The organism is Bacillus sp. FSL L8-0358 (assembly GCF_038593095.1).
GTDB lineage: Bacteria > Bacillota > Bacilli > Bacillales > Bacillaceae > Bacillus > Bacillus subtilis.
In genome coordinates this window covers 2,047,047-2,061,153 of sequence record NZ_CP151962.1, presented here as the reverse complement: position 1 = coordinate 2,061,153, position 14,107 = coordinate 2,047,047, and the positions used below count along the sequence as shown (strand labels likewise).

General features: G+C 38.7%; 15 protein-coding genes and 3 pseudogenes. 11 read left to right on the top strand and 7 right to left on the bottom strand.

The window, feature by feature from the left end; all coding sequences use genetic code 11:
* Nucleotides 1–16: 16 nt before the first annotated feature.
* Both NYE49_RS10255 and NYE49_RS10250 read right to left on the bottom strand, forming a co-directional pair.
* Nucleotides 17–270 (bottom strand): annotated as a pseudogene (locus NYE49_RS10255) (helix-turn-helix transcriptional regulator).
* Between the two features lie 9 nt (nt 271–279).
* On the bottom strand, nt 280–762 hold the full coding sequence (locus NYE49_RS10250) for a DUF2975 domain-containing protein (RefSeq protein WP_047182717.1): 483 nt from the start codon (nt 760–762) through the stop codon (nt 280–282).
* A gap of 347 nt (nt 763–1,109) precedes the next feature.
* Here NYE49_RS10250 and NYE49_RS10245 point away from each other — a divergent pair, with 347 nt between their 5' ends.
* The 8 genes and pseudogenes from NYE49_RS10245 to NYE49_RS10210 all read left to right on the top strand — a co-directional run bounded on the left by NYE49_RS10245 (nt 1,110) and on the right by NYE49_RS10210 (nt 5,648).
* Nucleotides 1,110–2,021, top strand: coding sequence for a VanW family protein (locus NYE49_RS10245; RefSeq protein WP_047182716.1), 912 nt, complete (start codon nt 1,110–1,112; stop codon nt 2,019–2,021).
* A 101-nt stretch (nt 2,022–2,122) separates the two neighbouring features.
* A complete protein-coding gene (locus tag NYE49_RS10240; RefSeq protein WP_047182715.1) occupies nt 2,123–2,620 on the top strand; it encodes a hypothetical protein in 498 nt (165 codons plus the stop codon).
* Between the two features lie 104 nt (nt 2,621–2,724).
* Nucleotides 2,725–2,957 (top strand): annotated as a pseudogene (locus NYE49_RS10235) (hypothetical protein); the annotation flags it as partial.
* A pseudogene (locus tag NYE49_RS10230) lies at nt 2,952–3,107 on the top strand (YoaP domain-containing protein); the annotation flags it as partial. The pseudogenes NYE49_RS10235 and NYE49_RS10230, both read left to right, overlap by 6 nt.
* Before the next feature lie 39 nt (nt 3,108–3,146).
* Complete coding sequence (locus tag NYE49_RS10225) at nt 3,147–3,302, top strand: hypothetical protein (protein WP_144052040.1); 156 nt, start codon at nt 3,147–3,149, stop codon at nt 3,300–3,302.
* A gap of 24 nt (nt 3,303–3,326) precedes the next feature.
* Nucleotides 3,327–3,815: a YdhH/YoaO family protein gene (locus NYE49_RS10220; protein WP_047183564.1), complete on the top strand. Its 489-nt coding sequence runs from the start codon at nt 3,327–3,329 to the stop codon at nt 3,813–3,815.
* 122 nt (nt 3,816–3,937) lie between these two features.
* Complete coding sequence (oxdD, locus tag NYE49_RS10215) at nt 3,938–5,116, top strand: oxalate decarboxylase (RefSeq protein ID WP_041518236.1); 1,179 nt, start codon at nt 3,938–3,940, stop codon at nt 5,114–5,116.
* Nucleotides 5,117–5,342: 226 nt separating this feature from the next.
* The gene (locus NYE49_RS10210; protein WP_047182714.1) at nt 5,343–5,648 is read left to right on the top strand and encodes a hypothetical protein; all 306 of its coding nucleotides are present in this window, start codon (nt 5,343–5,345) and stop codon (nt 5,646–5,648) included.
* A gap of 336 nt (nt 5,649–5,984) precedes the next feature.
* Here the strand turns inward: NYE49_RS10210 and NYE49_RS10205 are convergent, their stop codons facing one another.
* Both NYE49_RS10205 and NYE49_RS10200 read right to left on the bottom strand, forming a co-directional pair.
* Nucleotides 5,985–6,668 carry an SOS response-associated peptidase gene (locus tag NYE49_RS10205; protein WP_047182713.1) on the bottom strand — a complete coding sequence of 228 codons (684 nt, stop codon included), beginning with the start codon at nt 6,666–6,668 and terminating at the stop codon, nt 5,985–5,987.
* Between the two features lie 257 nt (nt 6,669–6,925).
* Nucleotides 6,926–7,963 carry a polysaccharide lyase family 1 protein gene (locus tag NYE49_RS10200; protein ID WP_047183563.1) on the bottom strand — a complete coding sequence of 346 codons (1,038 nt, stop codon included), beginning with the start codon at nt 7,961–7,963 and terminating at the stop codon, nt 6,926–6,928.
* A gap of 172 nt (nt 7,964–8,135) precedes the next feature.
* Between NYE49_RS10200 and NYE49_RS10195 the strand changes: the two genes are divergently transcribed.
* Both NYE49_RS10195 and exlX read left to right on the top strand, forming a co-directional pair.
* Complete coding sequence (locus tag NYE49_RS10195; RefSeq protein ID WP_015483310.1) at nt 8,136–8,813, top strand: YoaK family protein; 678 nt, start codon at nt 8,136–8,138, stop codon at nt 8,811–8,813.
* Between the two features lie 269 nt (nt 8,814–9,082).
* Entirely contained in the window at nt 9,083–9,781 is a 699-nt protein-coding gene (exlX, locus tag NYE49_RS10190; RefSeq protein ID WP_015383820.1) for an expansin ExlX, read from the top strand.
* A gap of 36 nt (nt 9,782–9,817) precedes the next feature.
* Here exlX and hpaB read toward each other — a convergent pair whose 3' ends face one another.
* Nucleotides 9,818–11,269 carry a 4-hydroxyphenylacetate 3-monooxygenase, oxygenase component gene (hpaB, locus tag NYE49_RS10185; protein WP_174616707.1) on the bottom strand — a complete coding sequence of 484 codons (1,452 nt, stop codon included), beginning with the start codon at nt 11,267–11,269 and terminating at the stop codon, nt 9,818–9,820.
* A gap of 330 nt (nt 11,270–11,599) precedes the next feature.
* Here hpaB and NYE49_RS10180 point away from each other — a divergent pair, with 330 nt between their 5' ends.
* A complete protein-coding gene (locus NYE49_RS10180; protein WP_047182711.1) occupies nt 11,600–13,285 on the top strand; it encodes a methyl-accepting chemotaxis protein in 1,686 nt (561 codons plus the stop codon).
* A 112-nt stretch (nt 13,286–13,397) separates the two neighbouring features.
* On the opposite strand, the gene NYE49_RS10175 is transcribed toward NYE49_RS10180, so the two are convergent.
* Together NYE49_RS10175 and NYE49_RS10170 are read right to left on the bottom strand one after the other, a co-directional pair.
* Nucleotides 13,398–13,691 carry a YozQ family protein gene (locus NYE49_RS10175; RefSeq protein WP_014477001.1) on the bottom strand — a complete coding sequence of 98 codons (294 nt, stop codon included), beginning with the start codon at nt 13,689–13,691 and terminating at the stop codon, nt 13,398–13,400.
* A gap of 43 nt (nt 13,692–13,734) precedes the next feature.
* Nucleotides 13,735–13,857: a hypothetical protein gene (locus tag NYE49_RS10170; RefSeq protein ID WP_015483307.1), complete on the bottom strand. Its 123-nt coding sequence runs from the start codon at nt 13,855–13,857 to the stop codon at nt 13,735–13,737.
* Nucleotides 13,858–14,107: the final 250 nt, after the last annotated feature.

Below are 14,107 nucleotides of genomic sequence, written 5' to 3'. Positions count from 1 at the left end.
CTCACCGCCAATCACTTTATTTTAATGTTGATCCTACATATTTTTTTACGAATCCTGTGTGTCTTCATCACTTCGGTATTCCAATATATCCCCGGGCTGACATTCTAAAGCCTTGCAAATCGCTTCTAAAGTTGATAATCGAATAGCCTTTGCTTTTCCGTTTTTCAATATCGAAAGATTAGCCATGGTGATGCCAACTCTCTCTGAAAGCTCTGTTACGCTCATTTTCCTCTTAGCAAGCATCACATCAATGTTGATAATAATCGCCATGTCATCACCTCAGACCGTTAAGTCATTTTCTGATTTTATATCTATCGCTTCTTTTAACAGTTTTTGAAGAACAGCAGCAAAGACCGCAATCACCATTGAAGCAAAAATAATAACCAATCCGATCACAATGATACCGGGGGCGTCGTCTATCTCGGCCATCAGATAAAAGACAGGCATGCCTGCTGCGTAAAAGATACTGATAGTGACTGCGCAGTATTTTATATTCTTCAAAGCTCTTACAGACAAACCCGAGAAAGCTTTGTTTTTGTCAATATAGCTTAAAAGTTTGAACGCTTGATAAAGAGCAAAGTAAAAAGGTATCGCCGTTACATACAAATAGATGAAAACGAGATATTTTATATAAGCGATATTTGGAAATAATTCTGCTGAATAGTTGGCCATCTTAGGCACTAAAAAAATGCATAAAGCAAGAATTGGAATTCCAATAAGAACCAAAGCTATCTTTAAAAAAATTGTCGACATTCGATTCATAACAAGCACCTCATTTATTTGTTGTCTAATTGAATGTAACAAAAAATTTATCGTTTCTCAATAAAAAAATATTGAAATGGGTTGATTTGTTGTTGTTATAGGGGACCCCTTTCATTTTTGACAAGACAAAAAAGCATCCCTCATCACTGGGAGATGCTCAACTATTTTAAACTTTGCCGACTGAATGAACCGTGTGCCTCAGTGAGCTCAGGGATCGGTGTGAACATTAAGCTATAGCTCTTTTATGAAGGCTTTTATCAATATGTAAAGATTCAAACAAACGATGGGAAGAAATACATCAAAGGATAAGCGGCTGTTCATACTAAAATCGGGAGGTAAACCGACTTATGATACAAATTTTGATCACTGGTCTTTTTTTATTGGCTCAGCCGAGTGAGCCGCAGGACAGTTTAACGGTCACACAGCAAGGACGGACGATTGCCACTGTTAACCGTGAAGAATTTACAATGCCTCTTCCCGGCACTCCAATGGTTGACTATGAAAAATACAGTAAATTCATCAAACAGCTTAATCAGAAAGTGTACCGGGAGCCGATAAATGCTGTCCTTAACGATCATGGAAGCATCGTCCCGGGCAGGGTTGGCTACAAACTGTATCAACAGGCGTTTATGGAAAAGTTTTATGCGTATTTTTATGGCCAAGGTCCCTCCAAGATAGAAGTGCCGGAAATGAACATTTATCCGAAAGTTGACAGCGAGCTGCTAGCTCACATCAGTACGCAGCAGCTTGGTCAGTACGTGACGTATTTTAACTCAAGCAATAAAAGCCGTTCACACAATATTTCTCTTTCTGCAAAAGCAATCGACAATCACGTTGTTTTCCCTAATGAGACGTTTTCGTTTAACCAAGTTGTGGGAATGAGAACTCGGAACAAAGGATATAAAAGTGCACCCATTATTGTAAAAGGGGAGTTGTCTGAAGGTGTAGGAGGAGGAATTTGTCAGGTGTCCTCAACTCTATTTAATGCAGTCGATCGTGCAGGACTGCAGATCGTTCAGCGCTATTCTCATACTAGAAGTGTACCATATGTACCGCCCGGACGGGATGCGACGGTAAGCTGGGGAGGCCCTGACTTTCGCTTCCAAAACCAATATAACCAACCAATCTTAATTCGGGCAAAAAGGTATGGGGGAAGGATGATTATTACACTATACTCTTCTGATGTGATTAACAGCAAATTGAGAAAAATCCCCAAAGCTCCATCTCGGATACCGAAAGAAATAAATGCTGAGCAGTAAAGACAAAACCTTAGGTAAGGTTTTGGTTAAGAGAGCTTGTAGATTGCTCAAAATCAATTCTTTAAGGAGCGGCCAGCGAAAAGGAAGGAGGGATAAATGAAGTGAAAAGGGTATTATTTTCTGTAATTGTTTTTACAGCAGTTGGATTTTCGTTTTGCCAATCAAAAGCGCATGCTCTGACTTTTACGGTGTTGCCTATTACACAAAAAACAGACCAGTGGTCAGTAAAAGTAAGTGAAGCAAAAAATGTAAAGGAATTTGCGAGACCTCAAAAAGGAGAATATCAAGTATATTCCTTGGAAGTCAAAAATATAGGGGAAAATGCAGCTACAGTGGATGTGCAATTGTATAGAAATGATCCTGATTCAATCACAAGATTTTCACTTTTTGGATGCCTCGATGAAAATTGTGACAAACCAAAAGAAGATTCTAAAATGTTAGCTGAAAGTTTAAATGATGGCTCACCGCTGAAGTTCAATCATTTTATGCTGGCAGATAAGGCCTCTGAATTAGAGGTTGTTATAATTTGGACACAGAAGGGGCAAGAAGGTCGCAATTTAAAACAGACCTTTAAATTCACTGAAGATGGCGGTTATTAGACAGTAAAGATGGAATGGCTTTGATGATTCGATCTCTTACTTTGCCTGAGGAAAAAACGAAAATAATTGTTGGAAAACCAATCATAGCTGAGTCAAATGTCAAAGTGACTGTGATTTATGACTATAGAGAAGAACCAGAGGAGGCCTTTTGGATACATTATCCGATGGGAGTGAAATGTTTGTCGATGATCACAAAGTCTTTATTGAATACGAATAGAGACTTTGTGACTGACTGCGCATTTCAACTTAACATTTTACTGATAATGACAGTAACACCTAAACAAGTGCAGCCCGTTCATTATTAAAAAACTCTAATTTCGAAATTTTCAGAGTTCAATTTCAGTCAATTCAGTTATCATCGAAAGAAGAGGTACAAAAGTCACCAGCTATTTGGACAACTTTTAGCGTTTTTTTTGATGGGAGATTTGTGACTCACGAGATCATGAGTATAAATAAATTTGAAAAGTTACTTAATACACTAGCTTGATTTTTAATAATAAAAAGCCATTTTAAGGTTCTTGACTCAATGAAACAAAAAATGCATTTAAGAGCTGTTATACGTTTTAATCTTGTCTTTAGAGAGCACTTTAATTTAAGTCAAAAGTTTAGACAGCCATCTGTTAGATCATTAGCCCTTTTTTATTTTCTTTTCGGTAACATTTTGATCATATTTTCCTACTAAAGAGTTAGGAAAGTGGGGAAAAACATGAGAAAAAAGAACAACATTAAGAAATGGCTATTGATCATTGCTGGATTCTTGATCATCTGCATCATCACATTATTTGTAATGGTGTCAGGAAACAAAGTGAAATATGAGGGCAGCGGGAAAAGCGGACTGTGGATGTCTAACCTTGAAAAATCAGACAAAACTTCAATTGGACCTAATTATTTTCTAAATCTGTATTGGCAGGGGAGTAAGAAGGAAGAAAAGAGGACTGTTGTTGAAAGAATTACTCTGTATGTAGATGGCGAAAAGTATCAAGATGATAATGTAGATGAGTACGACTTATCAGAGTACACAGGTGATGAAATGCCGGGTGGGGGATGCATGGAGGACCATATCGCCACCTTTGATTATATGCCTGAAGATGAAGTGATAGGACATGATGTATTAGTGAAAGTGGAGTGGAAGACAGGCCAGAAAAAACAGACAGAAGAAATCAAATTACATAAGAAGCCATGGTATAAAAAATAGCTTATTCGCTGTATTTGTGATCACATTGGTGGTCACTTTTTTATTTGCGGATTCCTAGGCACAGCAATCTAAGATTCTGCATAGGCTGAAATAAAATCATGTTCATTTTTAAAACGAGGTGCATGCTGTTGGAACAACAACCAATCAACCATGAAGACAGAAACGTGCCGCAGCCTATTCGAAGTGATGGAGCTGGAGCTATTGATGCAGGCCCGCGAAATATAATGCGGGATATTCAAAATCCGAATATACTTGTTCCGCCTGTTACAGATGAGGGTATGATTCCTAACTTGAGATTTTCATTCTCAGACGCTCCTATGAAATTAGATCATGGCGGCTGGTCAAGAGAAATCACCGTAAGACAGCTTCCGATTTCGACTGCGATTGCAGGTGTAAACATGAGCTTAACTGCGGGAGGCGTCCGCGAGCTTCATTGGCATAAGCAAGCGGAGTGGGCTTATATGCTTTTGGGACGGGCACGTATCACCGCTGTTGACCAAGACGGACGAAATTTCATTGCTGATGTTGGTCCCGGCGACCTTTGGTACTTCCCAGCAGGAATTCCGCATTCCATACAGGGATTGGAACACTGCGAGTTTCTGCTCGTATTCGATGATGGAAACTTTTCTGAGTTTTCAACGTTAACCATTTCAGATTGGCTTGCACACACACCAAAAGACGTTCTGTCTGCAAATTTTGGTGTCCCAGTGAATGCTTTCAACTCTCTTCCGTCTGAGCAAGTCTATATCTACCAAGGGAATGTGCCGGGATCAGTCGCCAGTGAAGACATTCAGTCACCATATGGAAAAGTCCCCATGACCTTTAAACACGAGTTGTTAAATCAACCCCCAATTCAAATGCCAGGGGGGAGTGTACGAATTGTGGATTCTTCTAACTTCCCAATTTCAAAAACGATAGCCGCTGCACTTGTTCAGATTGAGCCTGGCGCGATGAGAGAGCTTCATTGGCATCCCAATAGCGATGAGTGGCAATATTATCTAACAGGACAGGGACGAATGACGGTATTTATCGGAAATGGGACTGCCCGCACATTTGATTATAGAGCAGGCGACGTTGGATACGTGCCTTCTAATGCCGGCCACTATATACAAAATACTGGTACAGAAACATTATGGTTTTTAGAAATGTTCAAAAGTAACCGCTATGCAGATGTGTCACTCAATCAGTGGATGGCATTGACGCCTAAAGAATTAGTGCAAAGCAACTTGAATGCTGGATCAGTCATGCTTGATTCTCTGCGTAAGAAGAAAGTGCCTGTTGTGAAATATCCCGGTACGTAAAGACGTAACAGATCACACAGCTGCCCTTCATATCTTTTTAAAGTAAATAGAGCTGAATTTTGGCCTGTATTTTATCAAATCCCTATATATACGTTATGTAGGGTTTTTCTGCTTGAATCGTATTGTAATGAGCTTTAAAATGTTAATGTGGAAATGATAACCACCCGCTAATGGAAATTCAATGGCCGATTTCTACCAGTTTGATTGGCTTTAAAGGAGGACAAGATTGAAAGCACTCATATTTTTATCCAGTTTGACTGCTATTGGGAGCTCTATATTAGGGCGATGGTTAGGGATGCTGGATGATTCTTATTCTGTTGGCGATGCTTGGTTTATAGGTGTTTTAGCTGGATTGATTTCACTTCTAATATTGATTGACAGTCAAACGATGACAAAGAATTACATAGTAAGTTTAAGTACGATACTAGGCATTCTGGGAGTGGGATTGATATATTTTCCAGCTGCATTCATCAACATATTATTAAGTATTACACTGGATAAACAAAAGAAAGAAGACCTTCATGTAAGATGAAAGAAATTTCATTTAATTCTTAGGAGGGAAAGTGTATGGATTTACCTCTATGGGCTTAAATCATATTTGCAATCACAGGTGCGGCAGGTTTCATAAGTTTAATGTGGTTCAGTTTTTTTGCTGACAAAATAGAAAAGTAAAGCGATTTTATAAAAATGTAAACTATTTTATATGAAAGGGATAACATTGCTTATTTAAGTTTACATAATAAAATTATTTCAAACTGATACTAAAAATAACTAATTGATCTATGTACTAAATATTCATAATTACTAGAAGGATTGGCACCTAAGGAACAAAGCTAGTTGACAAGTTCTTGCTAGAGAATTTCAATCACTACATATGATTTTCTGCATCAAGAAGCTCAGCTGAATTATTTTTAGGTGAATTTACTAATGATGAAACCTGGTATGCTTCCATGTCATCAGCATCATAAGGCAGCAGCAAACTTTGCAGATAATCAGGGTTTGTATTTTTGGGGTTAAGCCACTCCTTTTCATGATCATGGGCCAATATAACCGGCATTCGGTCGTGTATATCTTTCATGAACTCATTAGGCTCAGTTGTTATGATGGTGCAGGTATAAAGAGGATCTCCTTGATGTGTGCTCCACTTTTCATATAAGCCAGCAAACGCAAAAAGAGCAGATGATTTCAATTTGATCCGCATTGGGATTTTGGTTTTGGAATCAAGCCGTTTCCATTCATAAAAACTGTCTGCTGGTATGATGCAGCGTTTGCTGACAAGCGGTCTTCGAAAGGCAGGTTTCTCGGTAATTGTTTCGGCTCGAGCATTGATCATTTTATAACCGATCTTTTCATCTTTTGCCCAAGGTGGAATAAGTCCCCATCTAAGCTTGCCTAAGCGATTATTTGATCCATCATTGATGATCGCAAGGATGTTTTGTGATGGTGCGGCATTATAGCTTGGCTGGTATTCATCTTTAGGAAAAAATTGATCGATGTCAAACTGGTCAATAATATCATCAAATGCAGAGAACAAAGTAAACCTGCCGCACATATCCATCATCCTTTTTAGGGGTTTTTGAATAGTGTGTGGGACGAAAGTTCATTTAATACAGGTTCAGAACAATGATTTCTTTTTACTTGCGATAAACTGGTATAATAAGAAAGCCATTTAAGAAGTTATTGTGGAAAAAAACATATGCTTTTTGGTTGGACCGATGTTGGATCTTGATGGAGTTACAAGGATCGCTTAAAAATAGCCTATAAGTATAAAAAGAGGCACAGCGTTTTTAACGCAGGGCCTCTTTTATATCAGTAGCCAAATACCAGAGTTGTACTTTGTGATCCGGCATATTTCGTGACAAATTCCTTTGTATATTCCGGCGATTGGACACGATAGCTATAGTTTGACCCGGGATTCCAAGAAGTCAGCGGAGAGGTTTGCTTGTTGAGTGATGGATAGCTGCCTATGTCTTTGAAATAACCAGTGCCCTTGTCGTCAAGGATGCCGCCTTTTTCACTGCCTTTCCCAAAGTAATTATATTCGGAATATATTTTTGCTTTTGTAGCAATTGTAATCGCCTGGTTAAAATTGTTGCTGTAATTGTTTTTAACATGAAAGTAACCGTATCTCATCAGACCTGGGCCTCTAACATACAAGTTCTCAAAATAATTATTGGCGATTGTCATGTGAGGGTAGCCGTCATATTGATGCTGAGAATCATCCGGGTATCCTAAAATCAAACCGTATTTATGATTCGCAAATTTTGAGTTGCTGATCGTGATATAATCTGCAGATTTTCCGATATACAGGAGTTTGTCCAAATCACTTCCGCTTGCACTATAGCTATGTCCTGAGAATGTGACGTGATCAATCCAATAGTTCATACCGGAATCTAAATAAAGCTGGATATCATTATTTCCGTTAATTTGCGGACTGTGTTCAAACGTTAAATTTTGAAAAATGACATTTCCAGAAGCTGATGAAGTTGTTAAATAAATATTTTTCAGCGTTTTTTTCGCGTAAGAGCCCACGAGTGTTTTATTTGAGCCAATGGTAACTGTTGTTTTCGCAGATGCGGAAAGATCATTTTGAAGCACTAAAATTTTCGGAGTGGATCCTCCTAGATGGGTTTTTAAATCATTTACGCTTTGAATGTAAACAATCTGCCCGTTTTTTCCACCCGTTGTGCCCGTTTTAGAAATGCCTTTTTCATTTTTGGCATTTCCGGCAAAACCTAAAAGGCCATTTGTTGAGGTATTCGGAAAATCGACTGCACCTAATGCTTTTCCAGGCAAGAGAACCAAAAACAAACTAAAGACGGTGAACCATAAACAAAGTCGTTTCATCATAATATGCTTCCTTTCAATTTTAATAATTTCCTTGCGGGGATTATTATTACAGTTAATGGAAAGGAATGATAGGTTCTATCTTCCTAATTAATGTTGGGTTACTTAAAAAATACAGATTGCGCCAAAAGACATACTAACAATTAAAATAAAAGAAAGGATTGATACACCGTTGACTGCAGCAGCTTATCGAAACACCTTGCTATCACTTTTATGTTTAACAGCTGGAATCGTGGATGTAATCGGGTATTTAAGCCTGGGACATGTGTTCACAGCTAATATGACTGGAAACATTGTATTATTGGGGTTAGCTATCGGCAAATCCATTCAGGTCACTGTTTTTAATTCCTTGACTGCGCTAATCGGATTTATATGCGGCGTGATCATTGCCACATTGATGGTAGGGAAGGCGGAAAATACCCTTTGGCCTTCTGCTGTGACAAAAGCCCTCGCACTTGAAGCATTCATTTTGTTTGTCTTTGCTTGTCTTTCCTTTTACCGGGCATTTGTTCCTGTGCACATTCTAATTATACTCATGAGCATTTCTATGGGGATTCAAACTACAGCAGCAAAAAAACTGGGGATCGCAGGTATTTCTTCAACTGTGTTGACCGGCACTTTGGCTTCTCTTTTAGAGGATATATCCGGCCGTTTGTTTTTTAAGAAGCAGAAGAAGACTTTCTTAAGAGATACTGTGTTAAGAGCACTGGCTATTATTTTATATTGTGTGGGGGCTATTATTGTTGCTCTGGCTGAGCCTGATTTTTATCACTTCATTATTTGGGTTCCGATTGTGCTGATATTTGGCATTATGATGACAGCTAAGTGGAAACTGAGCGGGGAAAAATAGCTTATCCTGTATAGCTGTTATCAGGCCAACAGCCTGTCTCATTTCGTTATTGTTATGCGAATTTTGAGAGGGAAAAATAAGACATTCGGCTGAAGTGCACATTCGTTCATTTGTATTGCCTTTTTCATAAGTACGCTACATTTGATATATGAATGATAGTGAATTTGCCTTAAAATCATCTATGAATCTATTTCCTCTTTCAAACCAGATGGATTGAGTCTTATAATGATAATGATTCTCATTTGAAGTCTGGTTTGAGGAGGACCAATATGAAAAAGATCATGAGTGCATTTGTTGGTATGGTTTTGTTGACGATCTTCTGTTTTTCCCCGCAAGCTTCGGCAGCATATGACGACCTGCATGAAGGTTATGCAACGTATACAGGGTCAGGTTATTCAGGAGGAGCTTTCCTGCTGGATCCCATTCCTTCCGATATGGAGATTACTGCAATAAATCCGGCGGATCTCAATTACGGTGGAGTAAAAGCGGCACTTGCCGGCTCTTATTTGGAAGTTGAAGGGCCAAAAGGGAAAACAACCGTATATGTTACTGATCTTTATCCCGAAGGCGCTCGGGGAGCTCTTGATCTGTCACCTAATGCCTTCCGTAAAATCGGCAATATGAAAGACGGAAAAATCAATATTAAATGGCGTGTTGTCAAAGCCCCAATCACCGGCAATTTCACGTACCGGATCAAAGAAGGCAGCAGCAGGTGGTGGGCAGCAATCCAAGTCAGAAATCACAAGTATCCTGTGATGAAAATGGAATATGAAAAGGATGGTAAGTGGATCAACATGGAGAAAATGGACTATAACCATTTTGTGAGTACAAATTTAGGGACAGGCTCTCTCAAAGTCAAAATGACTGACATCCGCGGAAAAGTTGTGAAAGACACCATTCCAAAGCTGCCTGAAAGCGGAACGTCCAAAGCCTATACAGTACCGGGCCATGTTCAGTTTCCTGAATAAAAAATACGAAACAGCGGATCTTTTCCCGCTGTTTTTTCATTGTTCTGTATCTGCATGTAAAAATGTTTTAATCATGTTCAACTGCTCCTGCTTTGGATAACTGGTATACAGCCTGTTTGAAATCCGAATAGGATCTCCGAAAAAATATCTTTCGTAGTGAGTTTGTCTAGTTCCGAATGAACTCATTGTTAAATCCCATGCCAAACGGAAAATTTTCACACGTTCTTCAGCATTTGTATTGGTTGCTTGAAGATATTGGTCAAGATCTTCCCGTATCTCTGAGTCAAATGCATTTTCGGTAGGCAGTGTCACCATTCCGCTAGCTCCAATTAATTGTATGATTTCAGTAAATCGAGGATATAGCTTAGGAATGATCGTACTGATGACTTGAAGAGGAATTAAACAGGGGCGCATATAGCCGAATTCATCTAACTGAGCATCATTTTCCGATTTGTCAATGAGCGCTTTGATTGTTTCCAATCCCACAATGATTTCTGAGAGCTTTTCTTGGATGTGCTGATATTCGGAAACATTAATGGTGTCGACAAGAAGCTGTGCAACACCTAATAGAAATTCAATTTTTATCATTTGCCTAATGACAACCTGGTGAAAGGTAAAGGCATGAAAAGAGCTTTTTGTCATAAAATCTTTAGCTGCTTCCACATTATCGTAAAAAAACACACGATTCCACGGCACTAACACATGATCAAAAACCACAATTGAATCCATTTCTTCATACCTTGAGCTTAAAGGATGATTAAAGGAAGAGTCGCTTAATACAAATGATTCTCTTGTGATGAATTTTACGCCTTTTGTATTAGAAGGGATTGAAAAAGCATAAGCTTCATCTGTTTCAAAGAAAAATTTAGGCGCTGAAAAAACCAAGATTTCATCGGTCAGCCCGCCTTGTGTTGCAAGCAGTCGTGCGCCATGAATCATTAAACCTTTTTCGGTTCTATCAATGACTTTAGCAGATATCGGTTTTTCACTTAGCCCAAAATAGGACTGTGACCGGTTCACTTGCGGAGTAATGAATGTATGGGTAAAGGAAAGGTCATGCTTAGCAGCTTGTTCATACATATCTAGTATATGTTCAGGAAAGCAATTCTCTTTATCTTTGAGAAGCTCCGCTGACGAAGCAAAGCTCATCATAACCGTATTCATGTAATCCGGACTTCTCCCCATCATTCCGTGAGTATGTCTAGCCCAATGTTCAATCATGTTCCTTCTTTTTTTTAAATCATTTTTGGTTTTAGGCTGGAGATAGGAAATGCCGATTCGATCATCATCTCCAGGAAGGCAATAAGTCATTTCATGTATTAACTCATCCTTTGTTTGCAATTCATAAAGTGAGCTTTTTGTTTTGATTATTCCTTTAAATGCAGGATGCTCAGAAATGTTACCCTTTATTTTTTCGCCATCATACCATATTTCGTTTTCTAGTTTATTCAATCGGTCAATGAATTCTTTACCATTGATGATCCCCATTAAAGTTCGCTCCTTCATATTATGCTGCGTATTGTATTATATTTTCGAGAAAACAGCCGGTTCAGCCAATTTGAGGTGGGAAAAGCCTTTTTTGTATGCCTAATAGAAAATGAGAAGAGTGACTTATACGACAAAAAACAGCCAATTTTTCTTGAAGCCTTTCTGAAGATTCAGAGCCGTAAAGAATTTGCTTATTCATATGAAAATAGCACTATAAAACTTGATAACACGTGTCGATATTATGGACATGAGCGTAAGCGAATTGGATTCAAACGCGCTTGAACATATTTTATTTCAGCCATTACATTGTGCGGAAAGGGAAAACGACACATGAAAGTGAAAACAAAATTGCTGGGGATTATATCAATATTAGTTGTTTCAATTATTGGAATTGGAGGCTCCTCAGTATTTATGATTTCTTCTACTGTGAAAAAGAATGAAGAACTTAAAGACAAAATGGAATTCCAAAAAGAGATAAAACACATCCAATATGAATTGACCGGGTTATCAAATGATGAAAGAGGCTTCTTGATTACCGGAGACAAAAAATACGACGAGGGTATGAAGGAAAAAGCAGACGATGTCTTAAAGAGTCTTGACCGGGTTAATGACTTGATTGATGAAGAGAGATATCAATCAAATATCGAAGACATTAAGACAAGTTTTACTCAGTATAGAGCTTTGAATCAGCAAGTAGTAACAGCCTACTCTTCAAATCCGAAAAAAGCAGAAACCATCCATTTTGGAGAAGAAAGAACACTAAGAAAAGAAGGCGTAGACCCGGCTGTCAATAAGCTGTCTGATCGCCTGGATCAAGAGGTGGAGGATCTAAAAGATGAAATACGAGGCAATGGGAAAATGAGTCAATGGCTCATCATCATTGTCACCGGGATATCAGTTATATTAGGCGTTGTTTTAAGCATAATGCTGTTAAAGTCCATAATGGTGCCCCTAAGAAGTATAAATAAGCAGCTGGAGGAAATTGCACACGGCGACGCTGATTTAACCAAAAAAGTCATTGTGAAAAATAAAGATGAATTTGGCCAGCTTGCCCAATCGTTTAATTCTTTTACTCATTCATTAACTCAAATTGTGAAGCAGATCAGCAGCTCATCTGAACAAGTTGCCGCTTCCTCCGAAGAATTATCGGCAAGCGCAGAAGAATCGAAATCAACATCTGAACATATTTCAAGAGCCATGCAGATGGCTGCCGAAAGCAATGTGAAGCAAAGCTCAATGACAGAAAAGAGTGCGGAATCCATTACTGAATTATTAGACAGTATATCATCAGTCGCTTCAAATACAGGGAACATAGCGGATCTTTCTTCTTCGATGAGAGACAAGGCTGAAATAGGCTCTAAGTCCGTCAACAAGATGTTAGATCAGATGAAATTCATTGATAAGTCTGTAGATTCAGCCGGCAATGGATTGCAAACATTGGTAGCGAGCACAGCAGAAATCAGCGATATCTCTTCGCTTATCACGACGATTTCAGAGCAGACAAATTTGTTGGCACTAAATGCAGCGATCGAGGCGGCCAGAGCCGGAGAGCAAGGAAAAGGATTTGCTGTGGTGGCAGAAGAAGTTCGGAAGTTGGCGGATGAAACAAATAAATCTGCAAACCACATCCAATCGGTGGTAGCGACCATCCAAAATGAATCGATAGAAACGGTAAACAATATTAAGGTTGTTCAAGAAAATGTGAGCTCAGGCATTGTTCTTTCTCAAGAGGCAACAGGAAATTTCAATGAAATACTGAACCTTGTGGAACAGGTCACTTCTCAAATACAAGAAGTCGCAGCGGCAACTCAACAGCTTACATCAGGCGTTGAAGTGATTCAGCACACAGTTCATACATTGGCCGTTGGAACAAAAGAAACGTCTGCAAATACAGAAGCGGTTGCAAATTCATCACAGGAACAGCTTCATTCAATGGGGGAAATCTCCTATGCCGCAGAATCTCTATCTCAGTTGGCAGAAGAACTTCAAACCGTCATTAATCGTTTTAAATATTAAACAGGCTACTTACGTGCAACCCCCATCTTATTCGGTGGGGGTTTGCTACTTTTACTGTGGTGTTTCTACAAACAGAGCTAACTGACCTTTTAAGTTAGCTCCGTTTGTATGGCTAGTCCAAATTTTGATCGATCGTCCCTTCAAAATAGTCATCGCTGACCTGTTCATGAGTTTCAGCCAATCCTTTTTCTAATTGCGTGCTTCCTTTATAATCTGAGGGCTCAAAGTATTTCCCGGCAACATCTGTTGTGTCATTTTTGTTTTCTTTGTTATGAGTTTGTGTTTCAGTGTTTACACTTTCTGTCTCAGTATTGCTGCTTATAGATTGCTGAAAATCATATTCCTTGTCTAATGAAGAAAATCTTTTATAATCATCAGGTCTGTCGGCTCCATTTTTTTGAGTCACTTTTCTTCCTCCAGATTATTGATATTTTAGTGCGGGTAAGAACTTATTTCGTTCTTTTAGGCTCAGAACCATGTTTTTTAGGATTATCTGCTTTAAAAGCGGTTTCAGTCTCATGGTCATTTCTCATTTGTTCAATACTTGAATTTTGAATTCCCTTTTTACTCATTGGTTTCACTCCTTTACGAAAAGTGTTGAATATCAACTCTTCTTATTTTGTCTGTTGATCAGGTATTCATGCACTTTTTTCATTCGCGCTTTGGCCAATCAGGAGAGGCATTTTCATGCCAGTCGTATTATTTAATAAAAAGTCGTATTTTTGAAACTTTTTATCATCGCATTGTTGGGGAAGACATCTCGATAAAAGAAATACAAAGGTTGTGAATTTATACTAACAGCACTGTGAATAAATCAAACAA

Excerpts from the sequence above, each read along its gene's own strand:
- NYE49_RS10250 (WP_047182717.1), bottom strand. The coding sequence starts at position 762 with ATGAATCGAATGTCGACAATTTTTTTAAAGATAGCTTTGGTTCTTATT.
- NYE49_RS10245 (WP_047182716.1), top strand. The coding sequence starts at position 1,110 with ATGATACAAATTTTGATCACTGGTCTTTTTTTATTGGCTCAGCCGAGT.
- NYE49_RS10225 (WP_144052040.1), top strand. The coding sequence starts at position 3,147 with ATGAAACAAAAAATGCATTTAAGAGCTGTTATACGTTTTAATCTTGTC.
- NYE49_RS10220 (WP_047183564.1), top strand. The coding sequence starts at position 3,327 with ATGAGAAAAAAGAACAACATTAAGAAATGGCTATTGATCATTGCTGGA.
- oxdD (WP_041518236.1), top strand. The coding sequence starts at position 3,938 with ATGCTGTTGGAACAACAACCAATCAACCATGAAGACAGAAACGTGCCG.
- NYE49_RS10205 (WP_047182713.1), bottom strand. The coding sequence starts at position 6,668 with ATGTGCGGCAGGTTTACTTTGTTCTCTGCATTTGATGATATTATTGAC.
- NYE49_RS10200 (WP_047183563.1), bottom strand. The coding sequence starts at position 7,963 with ATGAAACGACTTTGTTTATGGTTCACCGTCTTTAGTTTGTTTTTGGTT.
- exlX (WP_015383820.1), top strand. The coding sequence starts at position 9,083 with ATGAAAAAGATCATGAGTGCATTTGTTGGTATGGTTTTGTTGACGATC.
- hpaB (WP_174616707.1), bottom strand. The coding sequence starts at position 11,269 with ATGGGGATCATCAATGGTAAAGAATTCATTGACCGATTGAATAAACTA.
- NYE49_RS10180 (WP_047182711.1), top strand. The coding sequence starts at position 11,600 with ATGAAAGTGAAAACAAAATTGCTGGGGATTATATCAATATTAGTTGTT.
- NYE49_RS10170 (WP_015483307.1), bottom strand. The coding sequence starts at position 13,857 with ATGAGTAAAAAGGGAATTCAAAATTCAAGTATTGAACAAATGAGAAAT.